The following is a 21,905-nucleotide window of genomic DNA, read 5'->3' on the forward strand; positions in this document are numbered from 1 at the left end:
CTTTGGGTCAAAGGATTGGTGAGCGGTCATTATGCTTTTTATAATATGGATATAGACACAGCCTACCAATGGCTGGAAAACCTCCGAAATCATTCTACTCTTGGACGATATGGCGTAAAGAGCATGGGGGGCTTAGTCAGGGTCAAGCGGAATAATATGGAGTGTTTGAGGCACGTTAGCATAATGGGGACATATAAATCCAAGGCGTTGCTGCAAAACCGACGTACAATCTATCAAGAGTACCACCGGGCATTAACTTATTATTGCTGGCCTGGTGGTTCACCTAGACACCCCATATCGATTTCTTCCTCCACGATGGCGACGTATGAAATCCCGATTGAAGATCGCGACATCTATTACCAATATTACGCCCTGCCAGTCAACGATAGTCGACGCTCCTGGTTTTGGAGTGAGGAGGACAAGTACCGGGATGTGGAACCTGAGTTTTATACCGATTTGGACAAAGAGATATTTGAGCCGGCATTTGAAACACTGGCGGTACGGAAAATTCCCGAGGAGATTCGAGCGCAGGCTCAGGAAAAACTTCATAGAGAGTGGCGAGAGTCCTGCGCGGCAGGATGGCCCGAGTATACAATACCCGGTGCTATGACCAAGTTGCCTGAGAACGTAGAACTGTATTTAAAGAATTGCGCTTATGAGCAATAACATTGATGGAGTATTTCTTCGATTTAGCCCCCTGCTAGGGTTCTTTGTCGTATTGTTTTTGGGACTGGTCATTACCGGTTGTGCGACCCCTTTGCCTGAGCATCATCGTTATTATGATAGAGATAATCTCTTTGTGTCTTCTGATCAGATTTATTATTACGAAGATGTTATTTCCTCAGAAGAGGCTGTTACCCTGTATTTTCAGGCACGACAAAATAAAAGTGATCCAGATGCAGAAATATCCATGCTGACGGTGGACTATTTCGACGGTCTCAAGTTGCCCCCAAGGCCCATTTCGACCCGGTGGCTGTATTTGGGTGATTATTATGGCTATCAATGTGAGTGGGAAGATATAAGTGAGTCATTTCGCCAACAGTGCAAAAAGGTTCACGCGCTGATCGATAAAGACCGACCCTATATGGATATTGGTTTTACGAAACGTTCACAACACCAATTCAGGGGGCAGCAGGCAGTTCGTGCCGTACCCGGTGTTTACAGCTTTCGGGTCGTTTACCACCGAAGATGGGCCATGGGATTTGGCAACGCGTATTATTTTTTTAAAGAGGTACCCTTATTAGAGCCAGGTTCGTACCGGGTAAGATTCGACTCTGGCTCTACATCCTCTGTGTCAGGCAACTTGCGTTTATGGATAGAAAAAGAGAGCGATGGAAAAGTCATAGCCGAATTGCAGCCCAGTGAGAAAATCTCTAGTACCAAACCCTATATTACGAGAATACTGGATCCGTGGCCACATAGAGTGATTCAGCCTGGAGGAATGCGCAACTTCCCCGGTCACAACCCAGCGCCACCGCCCTCTGGCCCAGCGCAATGACAGGTGACGAAGGCTCTCCCCGCGGAGAACGAAGACCAATTGGCCGAGCTTAAAGAGCGCGCCGCCGAGTAGGGCAAATAGAGGTGATGATATCTTAGAGTAGCGAGATGTTTATGTAGTACATGCTTGTAGGATTATGCGGTGTTTTGTAAACCGTGTTATAAATGCGAGTTCGGATTCATAATAAAAACATGGAGTATGTATATGATTTTACGCAAAAGGTTCCTTTCTTTTCTGGTTGTGGTGTTATCACTCAGTTTTGCGGAAAGCAGCTATTCAAGCTCGCCTAAACTGACATTGAATAACCAGTATTATATTGAGAGCGTCCGGGTTGATTTGGCGCAATGCTGTGTGTTTGGTCTGTACCTGAGCGAGGCGCAGTTTACGCGCCTGGTGCAAGAGACGATCGAGCACAAGTTAAAAGAAGCGGGCGTTACCCTTGCCAGTCAGCCTGCTGAAGGGACGATTAGTCTCGATTTTAGGCTAGACTACCGTCGAAATTTTGTGGGTGATGGCACGCCGTTTCCTATCAGAAATCTTCGAACCCCCGATTATTATTTCTATTTAACCGCTTCTCAGGGCGGTCAGTCGGTTTATTCGTTTGAATCGAGAAAGTTGACGCAAAACCCAATTGCAGTCTCTGGTGCAGGGCTCTCCAAAGAGCAGGAAAAGGATTATGGGCACGGGATAAACGTCGGCGCACTTATGGCGAAACAGCTTATAAGCGTTATTGATGGTGCTAGCTTTAATAAGAAGGTTCTCGCCGGTGAATATATACCTATTGTTGAGAGTGTGCAAAGCGCGGTTGCGAGCGAGGCGGCGGGCTCTCAAGATTATATTCCGGAGTCAGTTATTGCAGGGTATCTGCGGGTGCTTGAAGGCTCCGCTCAAGACGCACGCACAGATGCCTACCAGGAGATTCGCAGAGGCTGGTTTAATTCTTCTCGCTTGTTTTCGGCAATAGCGGCTAACATTGAGTCCGGTTATAGGGCTCAGGATCGTTCCGATATCAAGGAGATGCGTGAGGCGATGAACGCTCTGGCAAGCTCTGGTGATGAAGCCTACAATGCGCTGTTTGAAAAAATAGGCGCCGATGAGGCTGCCAGCCGTAAAGTCCGTGCGGAAGCCGGTGACAGCATGAAAATATTACAAAAGCGCGCCGCATTGGCCGGGGCTGTACATGACACCGCAACGATGGATGCTAGTCAGCCCTGGTATATCAATCAGCTAGCCAATCGCGCCAGAAGCCCAGACCCTAAGACAGCTGTGTACGCGTTAAAAGAGATTTACCGGGATTACCGTGATAACCCCTATCTTTTAACGGCATTGGCTACCATGCTAGAAAATGAAGCGATGATTAATAGTTATAAGTCCGGTGCTAAAACAGATGTTTACGCTTGGGCCATACGAATTGTCGGGTTAAGTGGCGATGCTCAGTATCTAGAGCTTCTTAAAACCCTCGAAAATGATTCTCCTTTTGATAAGGTCGAAGATTATGCCGAGGAATATTACGACGAACTTGAAGATTTGGTAGAAGACCAGGCAAGCTAGCCAAAAGCGTCTGGCTCTGAACGACTGAGTCGTCAGGGCCAGGCGTCATTACTGGTGATAGTCGCGTTGGGTGTCGATTCATTGACCGTTTATAAATATTAACGTCTTGTGATGTAACAGTTCTCGCCCTCTGTATGATGAGGCTTGCAAGCTACGCCTCCAAGGCTACGTTAAACGATACCGCCCACTTTGCGCTGCTAGTCAGCAGCACTACCGCTATAACCTATCCCCATCAAAATCGTTTAAATCCTCAGCCGGCAATATAAAACGTGTATGATAACCGGCAGGTTATTAGCTCGCGCGGAGGTTTACGTAAGTGAATGCACAAAGCCAGGTGGACAACCTTGAGGCGGTAATGGATCGCGTTGTCGAGACAGCCCATGGGCGCGATACGGTGTCGCTAGACGATATTCTCGATGCCGTGGGCCAGCGCTCGTTTGGCCCGGTGTTGCTGCTGGTGGGGCTGATTGTACTTGCCCCGCTTATCGGTGATATTCCCGGTGTACCGACCCTTTGTGCGCTTGTGGTGCTGCTGTTCTCTGTGCAGTTACTCTTGCAACGGGAGCATTTTTGGTTGCCCAAATGGCTGCTTAACCGTTCGGTTAAAAGCAGCAGTTTGAACAAGGCGGTCGAGCTCTCGCGCAAGCCAGCACGCTTTGTTGACCGGTTGGTTAAGCCCCGGCTAACGTTTCTTATTCGCGGCTATATCCCCGCACGCCTTGTGGCCCTTTGCAGTATCGGCATCGCCTTGATGATGCCCGCCATGGAGTTTATCCCTTTCAGTGCCAACCTCGCGGGAGCGGTGCTGACCTTTTTGGGGCTCGCTTTGGTCGCCCGCGATGGTGTGCTCGCGCTTTTGGCTTTTGCCTTAACGTTCGCCTGTGCGGGGGTGGTGGTGTACGGTATTTGGGGGTAGCCGTGTCGTACGCTATTTACAGCAACGTGGCTCTTTTGGGGCGGGCCGGTCGCAACGGTCGTCGTTTGGCCAGACCGTGCACTGAATCTCAGTGGCGACGAGCGCATTTTTAAGCGGCTGCATTAACACAAGGGCGCGGCGATTATCGTGTTGATATGGTATCGTTAGAATTTTAAATGGCGCGCCAGCGTTAGCAGAATCAACGGTACAGAATGACTCTAGAGGCGTTAAAGACTCACACCCAGCCCAGCCACACTCAGGTGGAACAGGTATTCTCCCGGTTATTGTTTAGCCGCTCGCTTACGCCTGCAGGTTACCTGGGCATATTACGCTGTATGGCTAGGTTAACGGGTGAACTTGAGGAGGCTTTTGCGGGCGACGCGCTAACCGCCGAGCTGTACAAAGGGCGCGTCAAGCAGGCGTGGCTGAAGGCTGATATACACGATGTATGCAATGATTTTGCTCTGCGTGATATGCCCCCGCCGGTGTTCTCTGCCCCGGTCGGGCCGGGCACGCTTAACCGTCACCAGTTGGTGGGGGCGATGTATGTGCTAGAGGGCTCGACATTGGGCGGGCGCATTATTGCCCGGCACATGGTGCAAGCCCACCCCTGGATGCAGCCTGAGCGACATTTGCGTTACTTTCAAAGTTATGGAGCCGGGCGAGACCAGCGCTGGAGCGATTTTAAGGCCTCGTTAAATGCGCATTTACAGCGCTACCCGCAGTGCTTTGCCGAGATCGAACAAGGCGCTACGGCCACTTTTACCCAATACCAACACCTATTAAGACAGCTTGAATCTGGACCTGCCAATGACACAGCCCCCCGTAACCCTCGATAACTGTCACGAAGAGCCCATTCATATTCCAGGCTCTATCCAGCCCCATGGCTACCTTCTGGTGATTGACGAAACCAACCATGCCATTGTCCATGCCAGTGAGAACTGCTCGGTGTTGTTTGATTGTCCGGCAGAGCATCTTATCGGCAAACCGGTAGGCGATTACCTGGGACAGGCATTCTCGGATGCGGTGAACGATTGTGACGGTTACTACCATAGCGTTAACCCCTATTCGGCCGAGTTTGGCGAGGGGCAACATTACGATGTAATCGTACGGGACGGCGAGGGCCAACTGCTGCTTGATATTGAATGCCGCGACGCTAAGCCAAGCAAAAGTTTTGAGGCGCATTTTCATAGTTTGCAGAGTTTTTTAAACTCTATCTTGCAGATCGACTCAGTCCGTGAGGTGTTTCAGCGGGCGGCCGTCGAGGTGCGTGCCATTACGGGCTTTGACCGGGTGATGGTGTATCAGTTTGATGAGGACTATAACGGTGAAGTGATTGCCGAGGAAAAAGTTGACTCGTTAAACTCTTTTTACGGGCAGCATTTTCCAGAGTCTGATATTCCTGCTCAGGCGCGCCTGCTTTATTTAAAAAACCGTATCCGGTTGCTCGCGGATGTCGATGCTACGCCATCACCGATCGTGCCGAGCAGGCCCGTGGTGGATTTAAGCTTTAGTAGCTTGCGCAGTGTCTCGCCGATTCATTGCCAGTATTTGCGCAATATGGGCGTGGCGGCGTCAATGTCTATTAGCATTACCATTGGCGATAAGCTGTGGGGGCTGATTGCTTGCCATCACTACAGCCCTAAAGTCGTCCCCTTTAGAACGCGTGAGACTGCGGCCTACCTGGGGTTGACCTTGTCGCACTTTATCTCAGTTAAAGAGCGACAAGAGCACAGCCAGATGGAGGCAAAATCCCAGCGATTGTTGAATAATTTGTTGGACGTTGTGAATAGCGATGTCGATTTTTTTAACGGCCTAAAAACCTCTGTGGCAGAGCTTATGGCACTGGTCGGTGCTGATGGCGTGGCCTACTGCCTGGATGGATCAATAGAGACCTACGGCGATACACCAGGTGTTGAAGGTATTGAGGCTGTGTATGCCTGCCTGTCGGATCAGAAAGACTTGGATCACGGGGTGTTCTCGAGTAAACACTTGTCGGGACTCAACCCGGATTTTGCGCGTTTTCAAAGTGAAGCCAGTGGCGCGCTACTGTTGTGTGTGGATACGGCTGAGCGACAGTTTATTATCTGGTTTAAAAAAGAGATTATCCAAACCAAAAACTGGGGCGGCAAGCCAGAGAAACACATTGAGTTTACCGATGATGGCAGTCACCGGTTAATGCCCCGTACCTCGTTTGCGCTGTGGCAAGAAAATGTTAGAGGCCACTGTTATTCGTGGCAGTTGAACGATAAAAATAGTGCCATTAAGCTGCGTAACGCGATTTTATCTCATATGATGCGGCGTGCTCATGAAATTAAAACGCTTAATCAAACGTTATCGAGCTTGGTGGCCGAGCGAACTGTTGAGCTGCGCGAGGAGATTGCCGCACGCGAGAGCGCCCAGATCGATTTAACCCGAGCGCTGGCCGAGGCGACCGAATCGAACGCCCAGCTGGAGCAGTTTGCTTACGTCGCATCCCATGACCTGCAAGAGCCGCTGCGCAAAATTCAGTCGTTTGGCAGCCGTGTGTTGGCAATCTCAAAAGACCAGGGCGATCAGGATTTGCAGCTGTATACCGAGCGCATGGTGTCGTCTGCCGGGCGTATGCAAACACTGATTAAAGATGTGCTGAATTTATCGCGCATACACCGCTCGACGAATCCGCGCGAAAAAATTGACCTGAATAGTATGCTTGACAGTGTGTTGTCGGATTTAAACCTGCTGGTTGAAGAGACGCAGGCGAGCATTGAGGCGAGTGAGCTGGGAACGATTGAGGGCGAACCCAATCAGGTTTACCGGTTGTTGCAAAACCTAATACAAAACGCCATTAAGTTTCATCGCCCCGGTGTGGCGCCGGTGGTAAGGATTACCAAAGAGTTTGATGATCCAGCCTCGGTGACCTATAAAGTGCAGGATAACGGGATTGGTTTTGATATGGATTACAAAGATAAGGTGTTTGATCTTTTTGAGCGTTTAAACCCGCGCGGAAATTATAAAGGCACGGGGTTGGGCCTGGCGATTTGTAAGCGCATTATGGATAATCACTCGGGCGCTATTTGGGCTGTAAGCCAGGAGGGGCAGGGCACCAGCATCTTTTTTAGGTTTGATCGGGTGCCTTTATAACCTAACCGTTATAGCGGGTCTGAGCCATTAAAGTGATGGGTAATCTTGGACTTTATCAGCCAGATCTGACTTATGGCCTGCTGTTTTAGTGTGTATGACGTGTAGGCGGGGTTATCGCTTGTTAGCGTCAGGTTATCCTTTGGGCCGGCGTAAATGCGTTTTACAACGATGCCGTCTTCGGCGATGACCACGGCAAGCGACCCGTCGATAAACGTATTGCCGGTGTTCAGGTATTCGGCAACCACTATCTCACCGGCGTAAATGGCAGGTTCCATACTGTCGCCCTCGGTTTCAAACAGTCGATACTGCCCGCCTTCAAACCCGGGAATTTTGTAAACGTCCAGTGTTTTAATAAAATCGGGGTCGTTGCACTGCTCAATGTAGCCGGCGTGCGCGTCCATGTTGACCATGGGGATCAACGAGTTTAAACGTCTGGAGTCGTCCGAGGTAGACATGTTGCCGGCGGCGTCGACCAGAAAAATTTTACCTTCGCCCGAGACCAGCCAATTGCAATTGACGTTAAAGACGCGGTGAATGGCGTTGATGGTCGACATGGACAGCTTGGACTTTCGCGTCTCGAGCTGAGACAAGGCGCCCTGAGTGATACCGATATGGTCTGAAAACTCGCTCTGTGAGAGGCCGAGTATATCCCGCAGCTGACTAATGCGTTCGTTGGCTAATAAATTCGTGTTCATAAGGGCCATACAAAATTAAAGGGTGGCTATTGCAACCACTATATTAGCTTGCTAATATCGGCGGCCAGAGCGATTTGAGAATAAAAAATCGCCATTGCGCTTGCTCGGTAAGAGCAATGACCAATCCCAAGCATGCAAGGATCGATGCTTAACTTCATCCACAGGTGTGGCTACTCACTCCCTCGATGTACTCGCCGGGCGACTACTGGACCCTATTTATGAGCACAACAACATTGGCATGGCGGCAAAACCGTGGGTTGATCATAGCCGAAGATGATGTCGACGACCAACTACTTATACGGGATGCGCTGGAAGAAAACGGTGTACTTGCCGGTGATGTACTGTTTGTGGACGATGGCCAAGCCTTAATGGACCGACTCAAAGCGCCAGACCTGGTGCCAGGTTTGATCCTGCTCGATTTAAACATGCCTCGTATGGATGGCCGGGAAGCGCTGCGCCAGATCAAGCAGGATGATACCTTAAAGCATATCCCGATTGTAGTGTTCACCACCTCCAGCAGCCTGCAGGATGTTAAAAACACCTACCAGCTGGGCGGGAATACCTTTTTTACCAAGCCGACAAGCTTTGACGAGCTGGTAAGAGTCATGTCTTTGATTAAATCTTACTGGCTGGAAACCGCCTTACTGGCAAAAGACTAACACCCCTGATAACCCTGGCGTCGTTATTCAATGAGCGCTCGCCAGTGTGTGGCATTACCGTTTACCCCTGCGTATAAACCTCTCCGGCTGAGCTGTGCTTAAAGGGGTATTTTGAGCACTGCGTCACGCCGGCTGCGTGACATTGTTGGCGCCCAGTGGCAAAATGCCCGGGCCAAAACAGGAGGCAGCACGAAAGGGATTTTTAGATTTTCTCACCAAAGTCGGCATCATTCCCCTTCCTCGATTTTAGTAGCCTGCGCTAACGTTGTTATGCGTTAGGGCGTTGCTGCACGCCTGTGTTTTACGGTGATACTTATTATTAAAAATCAAAATGGAGCTTGTTATGCTTTTACGGAACTCAATGATCTTGGTAACACTGGCCGGAACGGCTTTACTTAGCGCCTGTGGTGGCGGGGGTGGCTCGTCCGACTCGGGTAGCCCGGCGCCCACGGCTGAACCTGTGAACTCGGATACGCCTGCGGCAACCAGCGATGCCTACGATACCATTAAGGGCTTGTACGATACTAAGGCCGGGGATAACGAACAGTACTACTATATTGGCGCGGATGGCGTTTTTACGGCTTATAACTACTTGGGTGATGCGGTAGATGCCGGCGATAACTGTTATCGCGAGTCTACCGGCGATGAAGCAAACGCAAAACTTAATGGCGAGACATTAGAGGCCCTCAGCTCAGGTGACTTTGTGCTTGATGTGGGCGGTACCGACGTGACGTTTACGATGGATGGTAGTGACGTAAGCAAAATTGAAGGTGGCGGTATCAATGTAAGAGGCACAATGGCGCTATCGTTTAACGGTATAAACATTCGTTTAACCACACAACGTGCAACCGCAATCGCGATTGACGACGTTGAGAGCATGCTGTGTGAGTAACGCCGGTGCTTTGATCGAGTAACGCCTGCGCCACACCCGTATTTTACGGTGTGGCGCATTGGCTTTTAAGCTTGCGCTTTGCGGCCAGTATCGGCCGCGCCGTGTTACCTGTTTTTGCGGTAACCCCTCCTTTAATTAAAATGTAAACTTGGCAAAACCCACTCCTGTTTTTCTAATTCTCGCTCGCCATTTTTTCTTAACAGCCTCCAAGCTGTTGAAAAATATAATTATTTTTTGGTGGCACGTTATCTGCTTAAGCTCCTCCAGACTACAAAAATATAGGAGCAAACGGAATGAACACAAAAATGGCCGCACACCTTGGGGCAATGAAATTTACCGCACTCGCTGCAGCGATAGCCTTAGCAGGCTGCGGCGGTAGTGACGACAACGACTCTGGCCCGGTAGCCAGTAGCTCTTCCAGCTCAAGTTCAGTTGCCAGTAGCTCTAGCAGCTCGGTGCCAGCGGGCAACAGCGCTCCGGTGGTAGAGGCGGGTGAATCCGTTACCGTCAATGCTGGCGAGCAAGTGCAGTTAGCTGCAACGGCCAGCGACAGCGATGGCGAGGTACAGAGCATTATTTGGCGTCAGGTGTCCGGCCCGCGCGTTCCATTTGATGTAATTGACGGCAGTGCCGGCGCGATTACTTTTAGGGCGCCAAGCACTGGCAGCGCGGCCACCGCAGAGATGGTCTTTGAAGCTACGGCCAAGGATGATGGCGGTGCGTCGGTAAGCGATAATGCGACTGTGGTGGTTAATCGCGTTAATCGGGCGCCGGTCGTCGAGCTTAGTGGGCTTCGCTCATTAAGTCACGTGCAATCGGTGGACTTAACCGCGACTACTTACGACCCGGATGGCGAAATAGAAAGCTATTTGTGGGAGCAGGTAGGCGGCGAGTCGGTTGCCATTGAGGGCAGCGCTGAGCCGTCGGCGAGCTTTACGGTTCCGGCCTTTGAGCAGGAGGCCCGGCTGGAATTTATGTTAACCGTTACGGATAACGACGGCGCCCAAAGCTCTGATATAACAACGGTGGTGTTAACCAATGAAGATGCTCCCGTTGTGCAGGTGGATTTCCCTCCGACTAAGGCGCTGACCAGCCAAAACAGTATGACGGTGTTTGGTACTGCGATGGCTTCGGAGGCGTCTGATTTAACCGAGGTGGTGGTGGATGCCGGTGTAGCTTCGGTGACGGCATCGCTTGATGATGATGGCAGTTGGCGCGCTGAGAATGTGCTGTTGCCTGAGGGGGTTGCCGAGGCAAAGGTCACCGTTACCGCGTACGATTCTGAGGGGCGTGCCGGCTACGCTCAATCCGAGTTGGTGTTTAATGCCAATGGCAAAGTAGGGTCGGGTGAAAGCTGGGTGCAGTCTACAGCCATTGAATTAGCGCCTGATAACCGCTCGGCGTGGGTATTGACTGCGGGCGATTTAGCCACCGATGTTAAAGTTGTAAGCGTGGATTTACGTCGCGGTACACGCGAATCAGCCGTGACAGATTTTAGCGACCAGTCTCAGGGCGATGTTGCACAAAAGTACGACGACATGGTGTTTGATGAGGCGCGGGGCCAGTTCTACCTTGCGTCGCGGACAGTGCCAGAGCCGGATGAAAATGGCGAGCGTCCTAACCCGGTGGGCTCTATATACGAGGTAGCACTTGATTCGGGTATGCGGGTGTCTATGCCATTGACTGGACTGCCGGAAGACGCGCCCCTGACGATTCCAAGCAGCTTATACCTGCACTCGGATAACAATCTTTATGTGACCGACCCGGGCACTAACTCACTGTTAAGCATTAACCCCGATTCTAATGAGGCGAGTAATGTACTACGTAATGAGGCGCCCAGCACTGATTTTGCGGGGCCCGCGAGAGTCAATTATGACGCGACGTTTGATCGCTTTTTGGTGGCACTGAATCAGGTGGATGCGGTTGACCTGGTGGGTGTGGGCACTGGAGAGTCCCCCGAGCTGATGGGTATATCGGAGGGCACCGATGTATCATTTGGCCCGACACCTTTGGAAACTGCCAGGGGGTTGGTCGTGGATCAGTCTGCAGGGCTGGCCTATGTGATGACCAATATCGAGAACGATTTAATTCGGGTTAATTTGGCTGATGGTACGAGTACCCTCTTAATCGATAATGTATTCAATAAAACCAACAGCGCCAAGGATATGGTTTACAGCGAAGAAACCGGCATTATCTATGTGGTGGGCGGTCAGAAGTTTCGCCAGCAGCTAATTGCTATCGATGCCAAGAGCGGCGATAAAGTTGTGATAAGCAGCAGTAGCTTTTAACTGAGTAGATTTGGCTGTGTCGACAGCCTTGTTCAGCATTATAAAAAACGGCGGCTCACAGCCGCCGTTTTTTATGGTTTATCTGATTCGCTTGATGCGCGCGATTCACCCACCAACACTGCGCCCCAGGCACGCAGCCTCTCAAAACCCAGCAGGCACACGCCAACAGCGGCAATAGCGCCCATGACGCCAAGCGCGCCAAGCGCGCGGTACTCTGAAAAACAGGTCCAAATAAACTGCCCGACACACAGTGCGGCAACGACTAACAGTGTGGGTTTGCGGCCGATCAGCCCGACGATAAACACGCCCAGTGGGGCGCCTAAGGCTACCACGGGTGCGGCGGCTAGCCAGTTTTCGTAAACCCCCTCTTGCCAGCTGCCCAATGCACTTTTAATGATTACGCCGTACACAGAGTTCATCGCCATAATCACCACCGAGGTGGGGATGGCAATTTTTAAGTCGGCGCGGCACAGCAGTACCAGGGCGGCGTAAATCACCATGTCGATACCGACGCCTGTCACCGAGACGGCTAAAGCGCTGGACAGCAGCCCGAGCACAAGCCCCAGGCGGATGTCCCAGCGCTCGTTAAAGTCTGTCATGCCGCTGTGGCCGGCGATCTCATCAATGCGGTAAAGGTGTAGCAGGCCAAAGCTGCCCCAGATGACGGCAAAGATGATTTTAATCCAGAGGTCGGCTACGAGCGGGGCAATAAACACAATGCCAATGGGGGTGCCGATCAGTGCGCCTAGCATGGCGCCTTTTAATATGGGCCAAGCCAGAGGTTGGCGCCGGGCGAAGATAAAGATACTGGCACTCACCATACCAATGGATTGCACCGCAAAACTAAAGTCGCGCCCGAGGCTGGCCGGTAAATCAAACAGTAATACCAGTACCGGAAAGCCCACGGTGCCGCCGCCCATGGGGGTGGAGCCGGCGGCGTAGCTGCCAATAGCCATAGCCAGTGCGATGGGCCAGTGACCTTTTGCCGCCTCCCAGGCGCCGGTGGCCTGAATTAAGTATAGCCACACACCGTAAAAAGCAGCGAGCCACAACAGCCAGACCCACAAGTGGCGGCGCGGTTTGGGTTGGAGGGACATGGTTAACTCGGTACTCCGGCAGTCATGTTAAGAGGTTGTCGCTATGGCGGGCTATGATACGTGAACTTGCCGCGGTAGGCACCCAGAGCGGGTTGCTCTTTGTCAGATTTACACGCTTTGGGTGGCTGCATGTAGTTTGTGCCTGCTTTTTCGTGCGCAGGCGGCACCAAGTGGTTTGGTCTGGTTGGAACAACCTTTGCGTAGCAACTAGTATGACAGAGGGCGTGAGTTTAGCGCTTGAATCTGCGTAACGCGTGCACATTTGTGTGCGTGCAATCGCCCGGTTGCCTTAAATCGGGCAGGTTTCAACGGGAGGCCTATGTCAACCTATTGGCAGCAGACTCTGACATTTGCGCAGCAATTGCGCCACGAGTTGCATACCCAGCCAGAGCTTGGCTGGCAAGAGTACAACACCGCCCAGCGCATTCGCGCGGAGCTAGACCGGCTGGGCGTCCACTGGCGCGACTGCGCTGGTACCGGCACGGTGGCGTCGTTAAATGCCGGGGCTAAAAAAGCCGGTGCGCCGTCGGTGGCTTTGCGCGGGGATATCGATGCGCTGCCGATTCACGAGCAAACCTCGCTCGACTGGCAGTCTCAGGTGCCGGGATGTATGCACGCCTGTGGCCACGATGGCCATACAGCCGCCTTGTTGGCCACGGCGGCCTGGTTAAAGCATGTCGAGCCGCAGTTGCCCGGCCCGGTAACCCTGCTGTTTCAGCCCGCCGAAGAGGGCGGCCACGGCGCTCGCCAAATGATTGCCGACGGTGCGCTTGAAGGGGTCGACTGTATTTATGGGTGGCACAATTGGCCGGCCATCGAGTATGGCAAGCTGGTGTGCCCCGATGGCATTGTAATGTGTGGTAACGGCACCTTTAACATTACGGTTAAGGGCAAAGGGGGGCACGCGAGCCAGCCCGAGTTATGCCGTGACCCGGTGTTGGCGGCCAGCGCTATTACCCTGGCGTTGCAGCAAGTGGTGAGCCGCCGTTTGGCACCACAACAGACGTGCGTGGTGAGCGTTACCTCTATCGATGCTCGCGCCGCGGCCACCGTTATTCCACAAACAGCGGTTATCGGCGGCAGTATTCGCGTATCGGATACCGCCGCGCGCGATACGGTTAACCAGCTGATTACCGAGATCGCGCAACACACAGCGGCGAGCTACGGTGTCGAGTGTGAGGTAGAAATAACCCCGCGTTACAACCCCACTATTAATCATGCGGGAGCCGCGCAAGCGGTGCGCGATAGTTGGTGTGAGCTGCATGGCGACGAGGCGCTCGATACCCGTACCCGGCTGCCTATTATGGCCTCGGAAGATTTTAGTTATTACCTGCAAGAAATTCCCGGTGCGTTTGCCTTAATTGGCGCCGATGACGGAATGGGTCACGCCGACCCTTGTCACAGTCCTCACTATGATTTTAATGATCGCTTGCTGGAGCCCGTGGTGCGTTTGTACTCGACATTAGTGGGAGCGCCGCTGCCGTAAGTGAGTTTTACTATCGCCGGTAAAAGGCCGGCATGTTGTGCTAAGGCACTGTTAAGGAGACGAGTATGAGCATATTTGAACAGCGCGAATCCGAAATAAGAGGCTACTGCCGTGTATACCCAGTGGTGTTTGATACGGCCAGTAATGCACGACAGACGGATGATCAGGGCAATGAGTACATCGACTTTTTTGCCGGTGCTGGGGTATTAAATTTTGGCCACAACAACGAGCGCATGAAAAAAGCGGTGATAGATTATATTAGCGCCGATGGTGTGACTCACAGCCTGGATATGCACAGTACGGCCAAGCGGCGGTTTATGGAGCGCTTTACCAAAACCATTTTAGAGCCGCGCGGCATGAACCACAAAATGCAGTTTATGGGCCCGACCGGCACTAACTCGGTAGAGGCGGCCCTGAAGATTGCCCGCCGGGCCACTGGTCGCACCGACATCGTAGCATTTACTCACGGGTTTCACGGCATGACGCTGGGCGCGTTGGCGTGCACGGCGAATCAGGCATTCCGCGGCGCCGCAGGCGTACCGCTTAATCATGTGGCGCACTATCCGTTTGGCGCCGATAAGCATACCGCCGACAATCCCTTGAGCGGCGGCGCCGGTGTGATTGATGAGCTGCGCGCGCTGTATCGCGATGGCTCTAGCGGCATTTTACCGCCGGCTGCTTTTTTGGTGGAGACTATTCAGGCCGAAGGCGGCGTGAATGTCGCCGATAAAAAATGGCTGCAAGATCTGGCGGCGTTAGCCAAAGAGGTCGGTGCGCTGCTGATTGTGGATGACATACAAGTGGGCTGTGGCCGTACCGGAAGCTTCTTCAGCTTTGATAGCCTGGACATCGACCCGGATATTGTGTGCCTTGCCAAAGGCATCGGTGGCTGGGGTACGCCAATGGCGATGAACTTAGTCAAACCCGACGTCGACAAACACTGGAAGCCCGGTGAGCATACCGGCACCTTTCGCGGTCAGGGCTTGAGTTTTGTTGCCGGCGCCGAGGCGTTAAGTTACTTCGAAGACGACAGCTTTATGCAAGAGGTGGTGGCCAAGGGTAAAGTCATGCATGAGGCCATTGCGCCACTGGAGAAAACCTTTGCCGACGTCCAGGTGCGTGGCACCGGAATGATTTACGGCGTTGATGTGGGTAATGGCGAGCGAGCCAAAGCGATAGTCGCCGCCTGCTTTGCCGATGGTTTACTGGTGTCGGCCTGTGGCTCTGGCGGGCGCGTGGTGAAGTTAATTCCGCCGTTGACGATTCCGGATGACGATCTGCAAGCCGGGCTGGACACACTGGTGGCGCACACCAAAAAAGTCATGGAGGTTGCCGCATGAGACAGCGCGATGACATGACGTTTCCGTTTGAGGAGTACGAGCGCCGCTTAGGCGAGTTACGCACACGTATTCAGCAGCGCCACTTAGATGCGGTGGTGATTACCGACCCTGAAAATATTATGTACTTAACCGATTATCAAACAACCGGTTATTCATTTTTTCAGGCGTTGGTCGTGCCCCTCGAGGACGAACCTTTTATGATTACCCGGGCCATGGAAGAGTCCAACATTATTGCCCGGACCTGGGTCGAACGTACCCGGCCTTATCCTGATACGGGTGATGCCATTCAGATGCTGGTGGATGCCCTGCGCTCGTTTGGCTTGGCCGATAAACGCATTGGCTATGAGCGCAACAGTTATTTCTTTCCGGCCTATCAACAAGACTGCATTCACACCACCTTAACTGACGGCAAGCTGCTTGACTGTTTTGGCATTGTCGAGCAGGGGCGCATTTGTAAATCACCGGTCGAAATTGAGTTGATGCGCCGCGCGGCGACCGCCACCGAGGCGGGTATGCAAGCGGGTATTGCCGCCTGTGAAGCCGGCGCGACCGAAAACGAAATTGGCGCAGCGATTAGTGCCGGTATGTTTCGCGCCGGGGGCGAGCCGCCGGCTGTTATGCCTTATGTTACGTCCGGGCCGCGCTCTATGATTGGTCACGCTACCTGGGAGGGCCGCACCGTGCAGCCCGGCGAGCACGTATTTTTGGAGGTGGGCGGGTGTTATCGCCGCTACCACACCGCCATGATGCGCACGGTTGTGATGGGTAACTTGTCTGATTCTATGTACAAAGCGCAAGAGCGAATGAAGCAGGCACTGAATGCGGTGCACGATTACTTCCAGCCGGGCATGACGGTCTCGGATGCTGACAATATTGTGCGCAATATTATTTCTGACAACGACATTGGCGCGCGGCTGATTACCCGTTCAGGTTACTCCATTGGTATCGCGTTTCCGCCCAGCTGGGATGAAGGCTACATCGTCAGCTTAAAACAAGGCGAGTCCGCCATCCTGCAAGAGGGTATGACCTTTCATATTATCCCCTGGATGTGGGGCGTCGATGGCGATAAAACCTGTGGCATTTCAGACACTATTCATATTACCTCCGAGGGGTGTGAATCGTTTTTTAGTATGGATCAGGATTTTACGGTAAAGCCTGAACATGGTGCCGGGTCGGTGGCGCAACTGTCGAGCTCCCGAAAAAGTAAAAACTCATCGACGCCCGAACAAGAAAAAGCGGCGACGACTGAAAAGCACAGCGCCACAGACACTGTTAAACAAGACAAGCCGTGAGGTATTTATGCTGACAGCAACAAACCCCTACACCGGAGAAAAAATTGCCGACTACCCGGCTCTTGATGTGGCGGCGATGCAGGAGCGAATTGGTGATGCCAGTGCCGCGTTTGCCTCGTGGCAGGCTACCAGCTATGCCGAACGCGCCGACGTGCTGCGCACTGTGGCAAAAAAGCTGCGCGAGCAAAAAGCCGCCATTGCCAAACTGATGGCCGACGAAATGGGTAAGCCCGTTAAAGAGGGCGGCCCCGAGGTAGAGAAAGCGGCAACCTGTGCCGAATTTTACGCCGATAACGCCGAAGCATTTTTAGCCGCCGAGACGTTGGCGTCCGACGCCAGTCACAGCTATGTGCGCTATCAGCCACTGGGTACCTTGCTGGGCATTTTGCCCTGGAACGCGCCCCTGTGGTTGGCGTTTCGCTACCTGGCGCCGGCTCTTATGGCAGGCAATACCTGTGTGATGAAGCACGATCCGAATGTGCCTGCCAGCGCCCAAGCCATTGCCGATGCCTTTGCCGCCGCCGGTGCACCCGCCAATATCATGGTTAATTTGCCGGTCGAGACGCCGCAAGTTGAAGCGGCTATTCGCGACCCGCGCATAGCCGCGGTATCGTTTACCGGCTCGGCCGGTGCCGGCGCTAAAGTGGCGGCGATAGCCGGCAGTGAGATTAAGCCCTCGGTGTTAGAGCTGGGAGGCTCGGACCCGTGCATCGTGATGGCCGATGCCGATCTGGAGCGAGCGGCGGATGTCGCGGTGTTATCGCGCATTATTAATGCCGGGCAGTCGTGTATTGCCGCCAAGCGTATTTTGGTCGAGCAAAGTATCTATACCGAGTTTACCGAGATGTTACGCACCCGGCTGGCGGCCTTGACCCTGGGGGACCCGAACCTGGAGACCACGGATGTCGGCCCCATTGCCCGCGATGACTTGCGGCAAAACCTGCACCGGCAGGTGAGCGAAACCGTAAGCGCGGGAGCCCGCTGTTTACTGGGCGGTGAACTGCCCGCCGGCGAGGGCTACTTTTACCCGGTGACGCTATTAGCCGACGTAACGCCTGAGATGTGTGCCTTTCGGGAGGAGACCTTTGGCCCGGTGATGGCGGTGGCGCCGGTGGCCGATTTGGAACAGGCGGTTGCCATTGCCAATGACACCGAGTACGGCCTGGGGGCGGCGCTATGGATGGCCGACACCGATACCGCCCAACAGGCGGCCGGGCAACTCAACGCCGGTCAGGTGGCCATCAATGGCATTGTTAAAACCGACCCACGGCTGCCCAGCGGGGGCATCAAGCGCTCGGGGTACGGCCGCGAGCTGGGCCCCCACGGCATTCGGGAGTTTGTTAACGCGAAGCAGGTGTGGGTGGCGTAACCGGCGTCTTTGAGGGTGGGTGACTGTGGTATCATTTGTTGTTTTTAATGCCACGGTTGCCCCCTGATTCGGACCCCTTTGATGGTACAACGCAAATTATTTTTTGTTTCGGCTCTTTGCTTGCTACTGCTTGCCGGTTTTTTAGCAACGAGCCTGGTGAGTTACTTTGTGGCCAAAGATTCGGTGGCCACACAGCTGCAAGAACAAATGTTGCCTTTGACCAGCGACAATATCTATTCCGAAATCCAGCGTGATTTGTTGCAGCCTTTACTGATCTCATCACTCATGGCGCACGATACGTTTGTTATTCGCTGGGTGAGTGAGGGTGAGCAGAACCCGCAAAAGATCGCCGAGTACCTTGAGCGTATCCAGCAAAAGTACAACACCATTACCGCGTTTTTTGTCTCGGAAGCCACCCGCAATTACTACCACCCGCGAGGCGTGTTGAGGCAGGTGGATGCTGCCAATCCCGACGATGCCTGGTATTTTCGCAGCCGTAAAATCCCCGCCGAATACGAAGTGAATGTCGATTACGACACCGCCGATCGCTCCCGCTTGAGCATTTTTGTTAACTACCGGGTGCTCAATGAGCAGGGTGAGCTGCTGGGCGTTACCGGTGTGGGCTTGTCTGTGGCGTCGGTGATGGAGCTGATAGAGAACTATCAAGAGCGTTATGGACGCAAAGTTTACTTTGTCGATCGCGAAGGAGAAGTAACATTACACGGCAGCGGTTTTAACGATGCTATGCGCCTAAAAAATAAGGCCGGGCTCGACCGGCTGTTTGTGCGTATTTTGACCAGCCCGAGTGCATCGGTCAGTTATAACACCGACGATGGCAATAAAATTTATCTCAACAGCCGGTTGGTGCCCGAGTTTGACTGGTACCTGATAGTTGAGCAGGTTAATGATCCGGCGGCGCAGCGCATCGAGCGGGCACTGGTGATCAATGTGCTGGTGTCGCTTGTGATTACGGTTATTGTGTTGCTGACGGCTTATTTTACCCTGCGAGGTTATCAGCGCAGGCTAGAGCAAATGGCGACACAAGATAAGCTGACCGGGGCGGCCAGCCGGCAGGTGTTTGATATTATTTTTAGCCGGGCGGTAAAAAGCGCGCGCCGGCGCCAAACAAGCGTGGCTTTGGCGAGCCTGGATTTGGACCACTTTAAAAATATAAACGACACCTACGGCCACCAGAGTGGTGACGAGGTGATACGCACTGTGTCGGCCATTGTGCTGGCCTGTGTGCGTGATACCGACACCCTGTGCCGCTGGGGCGGCGAGGAGTTTTTGCTGCTATTGGAGGATTGTGACCTTGAGCGAGCGGCCAGGGTGGCCGAGGCGATTCGGGCGGCGGTCGAGGCGCACGAGTTTCGTTTTGGTCGCGATCTGGTGCGCACCAGTGTCAGCCTGGGGGTGACGGTGCAGCACCCCGAAGAGTCCCTGAACACGCTGGTCGACCGGGTGGACCGGGCCTTGTATAGCGCCAAGCGCGATGGCCGCAACCGGGTGTGCACGTTGCTATAGTTAAGAATGTTGAATAAACGCAAAAGCAGCATGTAACGGGTTACATGTTGGCCGGTAGCTGCTAAGCTTGCGCCAATTATAATCGTTAGGAGTTGCCATGACCTTGCTGCCGCATGCGCTGTTGCGCTTATTGTTACCCGCCTTGCTCGGCTTTGTTGCCCTTCCGGGGTACGCCTTTGACGAGTTTATTACGCGCGATGGGCACCGCCTGCTGGAGGGCTCGCAGGAGTTTCGGTTTGCCGGTATTCACGCCCCCGAGTTGCACCGCATAGAGGATGATGCTCGCGGCACCTGCGCGGCGGATCCGCGCGGCTGGGGGCAGTACTTTCGCTGGCCCACAGCCGACGAGCAAACCAACTGGATTAAATCGCTGGTAAAAAGCGGCCACCGGGCTATGCGGGTGTATGTGTTGTCGGTGGCAACCCCCTCCGATGCCGAGTGCGGCCGCGAGACCCACATATTGCCGCCCGCCGAACCGGGCGCTATGCCCCGTTTAAACGAGGCGGCGATGGTGCATTATGACCGCATGATTGCGCTCTCTGAGCAGTATGGGTTGCGGTTAATCCTGCCCTTTATCGACCACTGGAAGTGGTGGGGCGGGCGCGAGCAGTTGGCGGCATTTTATAACGAAAGTGCCGATGATTTTTACGATACCAACAGCAAAACTTACGCGGCTTACCAGGATATTATCCGGCAGGTAATTAATCGTACTAACACCATTACCGGCCGCGCTTATAAAGATGAAAAAGCCATTATGGCGTGGGAAACTGGTAACGAGTTAAAAGCCTCCACCGAGCCTTTTGTGCGCAAAACCGCCGCACTGATAAAACAGCTTGATAGCAATCACCTGGTGATTGACGGCACCTATTTAAAGGTTAATAAGTTTGCGCTGGATGACCCCAACGTCGATATTATCTCTAACCATTTTTATACCACCAATGACAACAATAACCCCGAGCAGGTGCTGCAAGATCTACAGGCCATTGACGGTAAAAAAGTGTACTTAATTGGCGAGTTTGGTTTGCGCGATGCCGACGGTTTAAATGCAATTATGCAGGCCGCTGTACACACCGAACATAATGGTGCCCGTGCCGCCGGGGCGTTTATTTGGGGGTTTCGCGGGCATCGCCACAACGGCGGTTTTTATTGGCACAAAGAGTACACCGGGCACTACAGTTATCATATTCCGGGCTTCCCCGAGGGGGAGCCAAACGAAGAGCGTAAAGTGGTTGATTTGGTGCGCAAGGCGCAGGCACAAATGGCGGGGCTCGATAGCGCTTTGCCTTTGCCGGCCCCCGAGCCGCCGGTGCTGCGCGCTATTGCCGATCCGCGTGTGCGCATCGACTTTATGGGCGCACCTCTGGGGCGTCGCTATCGCATTGAGCGGGCGACCAATATGGCCGGCCCCTGGAAAGTGATTGGCGACAATATCTCCGACGGTTTGCAAGAGTATCGTCCTTACGAGCAGGCACTGTTTCGCGACACCGGCGCACTGGTGCCGGGACAGATGTATTATTACCGGGTGATTGCCATAAACGAGAGCGGCGAGTCCGACCCGTCTAATATTGCCCAGGTGGTGCTGCCTTAGTGGCTTAGAGTCTTGTTGCCTGCATTAAAATGGCTTAGGGTACCAACTGTTCATCACATCCTAAGCCGTTTATGCACATCAAAACTACCACGATTACTTTACCCCATAGCACCTTGGCCCAAGGGTGCGCTGGCCGCTGGCGCCGCGCATTGTTGTGGCTGCTGTTTGCTCCGCCGTTGGCGGGGCTTGCCGGCTGCTCGTCGGTGCCCTCCTACGGCACTATGCCACAGGTTTTAAGCATTCAGGTTTTGCCGAACCAAAGTAAGCAGTTTATGTATCGCGTGGGGCAGGCGGCGCAGATAGCGCCCGGCACGCTAGTACGCGCGCCACGCTATGTGCCCGACCGGCGCGATTACGAAAAACTGCAGCGGCGCACGGCGTATGTGGTGGCCGCTACCGGTTATTGCCGCAACGGTTATATGGAGCTGGATTTTCGCCTGAATATGCAGCAGCAGTGGTTGCGCGGCGAGTGCAAAGAGAGTGCGACAGAGTCGGACATCGCCGCTTTTGCCGGCCGTGCGAGCCTGCCATTGGATAATCTCGAAGAGTAGGCTTTAACGGCGGGCGTGAGTATACTGGCGCGGTTT

18 protein-coding genes are annotated in these 21,905 nt (G+C 53.5%); 16 read left to right on the forward strand and 2 right to left on the reverse strand.

Annotated features, from left to right (window positions below; translation table 11 throughout):
• Nucleotides 1-183: 183 nt before the first annotated feature.
• The 6 genes from AAC019_RS00555 (at nt 184) to AAC019_RS00580 (ending at nt 7,088) form a co-directional block, all read left to right on the forward strand.
• The gene (locus AAC019_RS00555; protein ID WP_339896590.1) at nt 184-666 is read left to right on the forward strand and encodes a hypothetical protein; all 483 of its coding nucleotides are present in this window, start codon (nt 184-186) and stop codon (nt 664-666) included.
• Nucleotides 656-1,498: a hypothetical protein gene (locus AAC019_RS00560; RefSeq protein ID WP_339896591.1), complete on the forward strand. Its 843-nt coding sequence runs from the start codon at nt 656-658 to the stop codon at nt 1,496-1,498. Before AAC019_RS00555 ends, AAC019_RS00560 begins: the two co-directional genes overlap by 11 nt.
• 204 nt (nt 1,499-1,702) lie before the next feature.
• Entirely contained in the window at nt 1,703-3,049 is a 1,347-nt protein-coding gene (locus AAC019_RS00565) for a hypothetical protein (protein ID WP_339896592.1), read from the forward strand.
• 316 nt (nt 3,050-3,365) lie between these two features.
• The gene (locus AAC019_RS00570) at nt 3,366-3,965 is read left to right on the forward strand and encodes an exopolysaccharide biosynthesis protein (RefSeq protein ID WP_339896593.1); all 600 of its coding nucleotides are present in this window, start codon (nt 3,366-3,368) and stop codon (nt 3,963-3,965) included.
• Nucleotides 3,966-4,177: 212 nt separating this feature from the next.
• Nucleotides 4,178-4,804: a biliverdin-producing heme oxygenase gene (locus AAC019_RS00575; protein WP_339896594.1), complete on the forward strand. Its 627-nt coding sequence runs from the start codon at nt 4,178-4,180 to the stop codon at nt 4,802-4,804.
• Nucleotides 4,776-7,088 carry an ATP-binding protein gene (locus AAC019_RS00580; protein WP_339896595.1) on the forward strand — a complete coding sequence of 771 codons (2,313 nt, stop codon included), beginning with the start codon at nt 4,776-4,778 and terminating at the stop codon, nt 7,086-7,088. The genes AAC019_RS00575 and AAC019_RS00580 overlap by 29 nt, the downstream gene beginning before the upstream one ends.
• An 8-nt stretch (nt 7,089-7,096) precedes the next feature.
• On the opposite strand, the gene AAC019_RS00585 is transcribed toward AAC019_RS00580, so the two are convergent.
• Complete coding sequence (locus AAC019_RS00585) at nt 7,097-7,783, reverse strand: LexA family transcriptional regulator (protein ID WP_339896596.1); 687 nt, start codon at nt 7,781-7,783, stop codon at nt 7,097-7,099.
• Between the two features lie 218 nt (nt 7,784-8,001).
• Between AAC019_RS00585 and AAC019_RS00590 the strand changes: the two genes are divergently transcribed.
• From AAC019_RS00590 to AAC019_RS00600, 3 genes are all read left to right on the forward strand, one after another.
• Entirely contained in the window at nt 8,002-8,442 is a 441-nt protein-coding gene (locus AAC019_RS00590) for a response regulator (RefSeq protein WP_339896597.1), read from the forward strand.
• A 343-nt stretch (nt 8,443-8,785) separates the two neighbouring features.
• Nucleotides 8,786-9,334 carry a hypothetical protein gene (locus AAC019_RS00595; protein WP_339896598.1) on the forward strand — a complete coding sequence of 183 codons (549 nt, stop codon included), beginning with the start codon at nt 8,786-8,788 and terminating at the stop codon, nt 9,332-9,334.
• A 293-nt stretch (nt 9,335-9,627) separates the two neighbouring features.
• On the forward strand, nt 9,628-11,622 hold the full coding sequence (locus AAC019_RS00600; RefSeq protein WP_339896599.1) for a hypothetical protein: 1,995 nt from the start codon (nt 9,628-9,630) through the stop codon (nt 11,620-11,622).
• A gap of 71 nt (nt 11,623-11,693) precedes the next feature.
• On the opposite strand, the gene AAC019_RS00605 is transcribed toward AAC019_RS00600, so the two are convergent.
• Nucleotides 11,694-12,719: a sulfite exporter TauE/SafE family protein gene (locus tag AAC019_RS00605; protein ID WP_339896600.1), complete on the reverse strand. Its 1,026-nt coding sequence runs from the start codon at nt 12,717-12,719 to the stop codon at nt 11,694-11,696.
• Nucleotides 12,720-13,038: 319 nt separating this feature from the next.
• Here AAC019_RS00605 and doeB2 point away from each other — a divergent pair, with 319 nt between their 5' ends.
• From doeB2 to AAC019_RS00640, 7 genes are all read left to right on the forward strand, one after another.
• Nucleotides 13,039-14,205, forward strand: a complete 1,167-nt coding sequence (gene doeB2 / locus AAC019_RS00610; RefSeq protein ID WP_339896601.1) for a N(2)-acetyl-L-2,4-diaminobutanoate deacetylase DoeB2 — start codon at nt 13,039-13,041, stop codon at nt 14,203-14,205.
• 65 nt (nt 14,206-14,270) lie between these two features.
• Complete coding sequence (locus tag AAC019_RS00615) at nt 14,271-15,545, forward strand: aspartate aminotransferase family protein (protein ID WP_339896602.1); 1,275 nt, start codon at nt 14,271-14,273, stop codon at nt 15,543-15,545.
• A complete protein-coding gene (gene doeA, locus AAC019_RS00620) occupies nt 15,542-16,837 on the forward strand; it encodes an ectoine hydrolase (protein WP_339896603.1) in 1,296 nt (431 codons plus the stop codon). The genes AAC019_RS00615 and doeA overlap by 4 nt, the downstream gene beginning before the upstream one ends.
• Nucleotides 16,838-16,844: 7 nt before the next feature.
• Entirely contained in the window at nt 16,845-18,206 is a 1,362-nt protein-coding gene (locus AAC019_RS00625; protein ID WP_339896604.1) for an NAD-dependent succinate-semialdehyde dehydrogenase, read from the forward strand.
• 81 nt (nt 18,207-18,287) lie between these two features.
• Nucleotides 18,288-19,730 (forward strand): diguanylate cyclase, encoded by a 1,443-nt coding sequence (locus AAC019_RS00630; RefSeq protein ID WP_339896605.1) that lies wholly within the window; start codon nt 18,288-18,290, stop codon nt 19,728-19,730.
• Nucleotides 19,731-19,827: 97 nt separating this feature from the next.
• The gene (locus tag AAC019_RS00635; RefSeq protein ID WP_339896606.1) at nt 19,828-21,318 is read left to right on the forward strand and encodes a cellulase family glycosylhydrolase; all 1,491 of its coding nucleotides are present in this window, start codon (nt 19,828-19,830) and stop codon (nt 21,316-21,318) included.
• A 71-nt stretch (nt 21,319-21,389) separates the two neighbouring features.
• On the forward strand, nt 21,390-21,869 hold the full coding sequence (locus AAC019_RS00640; protein WP_339896607.1) for a hypothetical protein: 480 nt from the start codon (nt 21,390-21,392) through the stop codon (nt 21,867-21,869).
• Nucleotides 21,870-21,905 lie beyond the last annotated feature (36 nt).

Origin of the sequence: uncultured Gilvimarinus sp. (assembly GCF_963975215.1) — a bacterium.
Lineage (GTDB): Bacteria > Pseudomonadota > Gammaproteobacteria > Pseudomonadales > Cellvibrionaceae > Gilvimarinus.

Bases quoted from the DNA above. Each gene is read 5' to 3' on its own strand.
- AAC019_RS00615 (WP_339896602.1), top strand. From the start codon at position 14,271: ATGAGCATATTTGAACAGCGCGAATCCGAAATAAGAGGCTACTGCCGT.
- AAC019_RS00625 (WP_339896604.1), top strand. From the start codon at position 16,845: ATGCTGACAGCAACAAACCCCTACACCGGAGAAAAAATTGCCGACTAC.
- AAC019_RS00595 (WP_339896598.1), top strand. From the start codon at position 8,786: ATGCTTTTACGGAACTCAATGATCTTGGTAACACTGGCCGGAACGGCT.
- AAC019_RS00565 (WP_339896592.1), top strand. From the start codon at position 1,703: ATGATTTTACGCAAAAGGTTCCTTTCTTTTCTGGTTGTGGTGTTATCA.
- AAC019_RS00560 (WP_339896591.1), top strand. From the start codon at position 656: ATGAGCAATAACATTGATGGAGTATTTCTTCGATTTAGCCCCCTGCTA.
- doeA (WP_339896603.1), top strand. From the start codon at position 15,542: ATGAGACAGCGCGATGACATGACGTTTCCGTTTGAGGAGTACGAGCGC.
- AAC019_RS00590 (WP_339896597.1), top strand. From the start codon at position 8,002: ATGAGCACAACAACATTGGCATGGCGGCAAAACCGTGGGTTGATCATA.
- AAC019_RS00640 (WP_339896607.1), top strand. From the start codon at position 21,390: ATGCACATCAAAACTACCACGATTACTTTACCCCATAGCACCTTGGCC.
- AAC019_RS00605 (WP_339896600.1), bottom strand. From the start codon at position 12,719: ATGTCCCTCCAACCCAAACCGCGCCGCCACTTGTGGGTCTGGCTGTTG.
- AAC019_RS00630 (WP_339896605.1), top strand. From the start codon at position 18,288: ATGGTACAACGCAAATTATTTTTTGTTTCGGCTCTTTGCTTGCTACTG.
- AAC019_RS00600 (WP_339896599.1), top strand. From the start codon at position 9,628: ATGAACACAAAAATGGCCGCACACCTTGGGGCAATGAAATTTACCGCA.
- AAC019_RS00635 (WP_339896606.1), top strand. From the start codon at position 19,828: ATGACCTTGCTGCCGCATGCGCTGTTGCGCTTATTGTTACCCGCCTTG.
- AAC019_RS00580 (WP_339896595.1), top strand. From the start codon at position 4,776: ATGACACAGCCCCCCGTAACCCTCGATAACTGTCACGAAGAGCCCATT.
- AAC019_RS00585 (WP_339896596.1), bottom strand. From the start codon at position 7,783: ATGAACACGAATTTATTAGCCAACGAACGCATTAGTCAGCTGCGGGAT.
- AAC019_RS00555 (WP_339896590.1), top strand. From the start codon at position 184: ATGGGGACATATAAATCCAAGGCGTTGCTGCAAAACCGACGTACAATC.
- doeB2 (WP_339896601.1), top strand. From the start codon at position 13,039: ATGTCAACCTATTGGCAGCAGACTCTGACATTTGCGCAGCAATTGCGC.
- AAC019_RS00575 (WP_339896594.1), top strand. From the start codon at position 4,178: ATGACTCTAGAGGCGTTAAAGACTCACACCCAGCCCAGCCACACTCAG.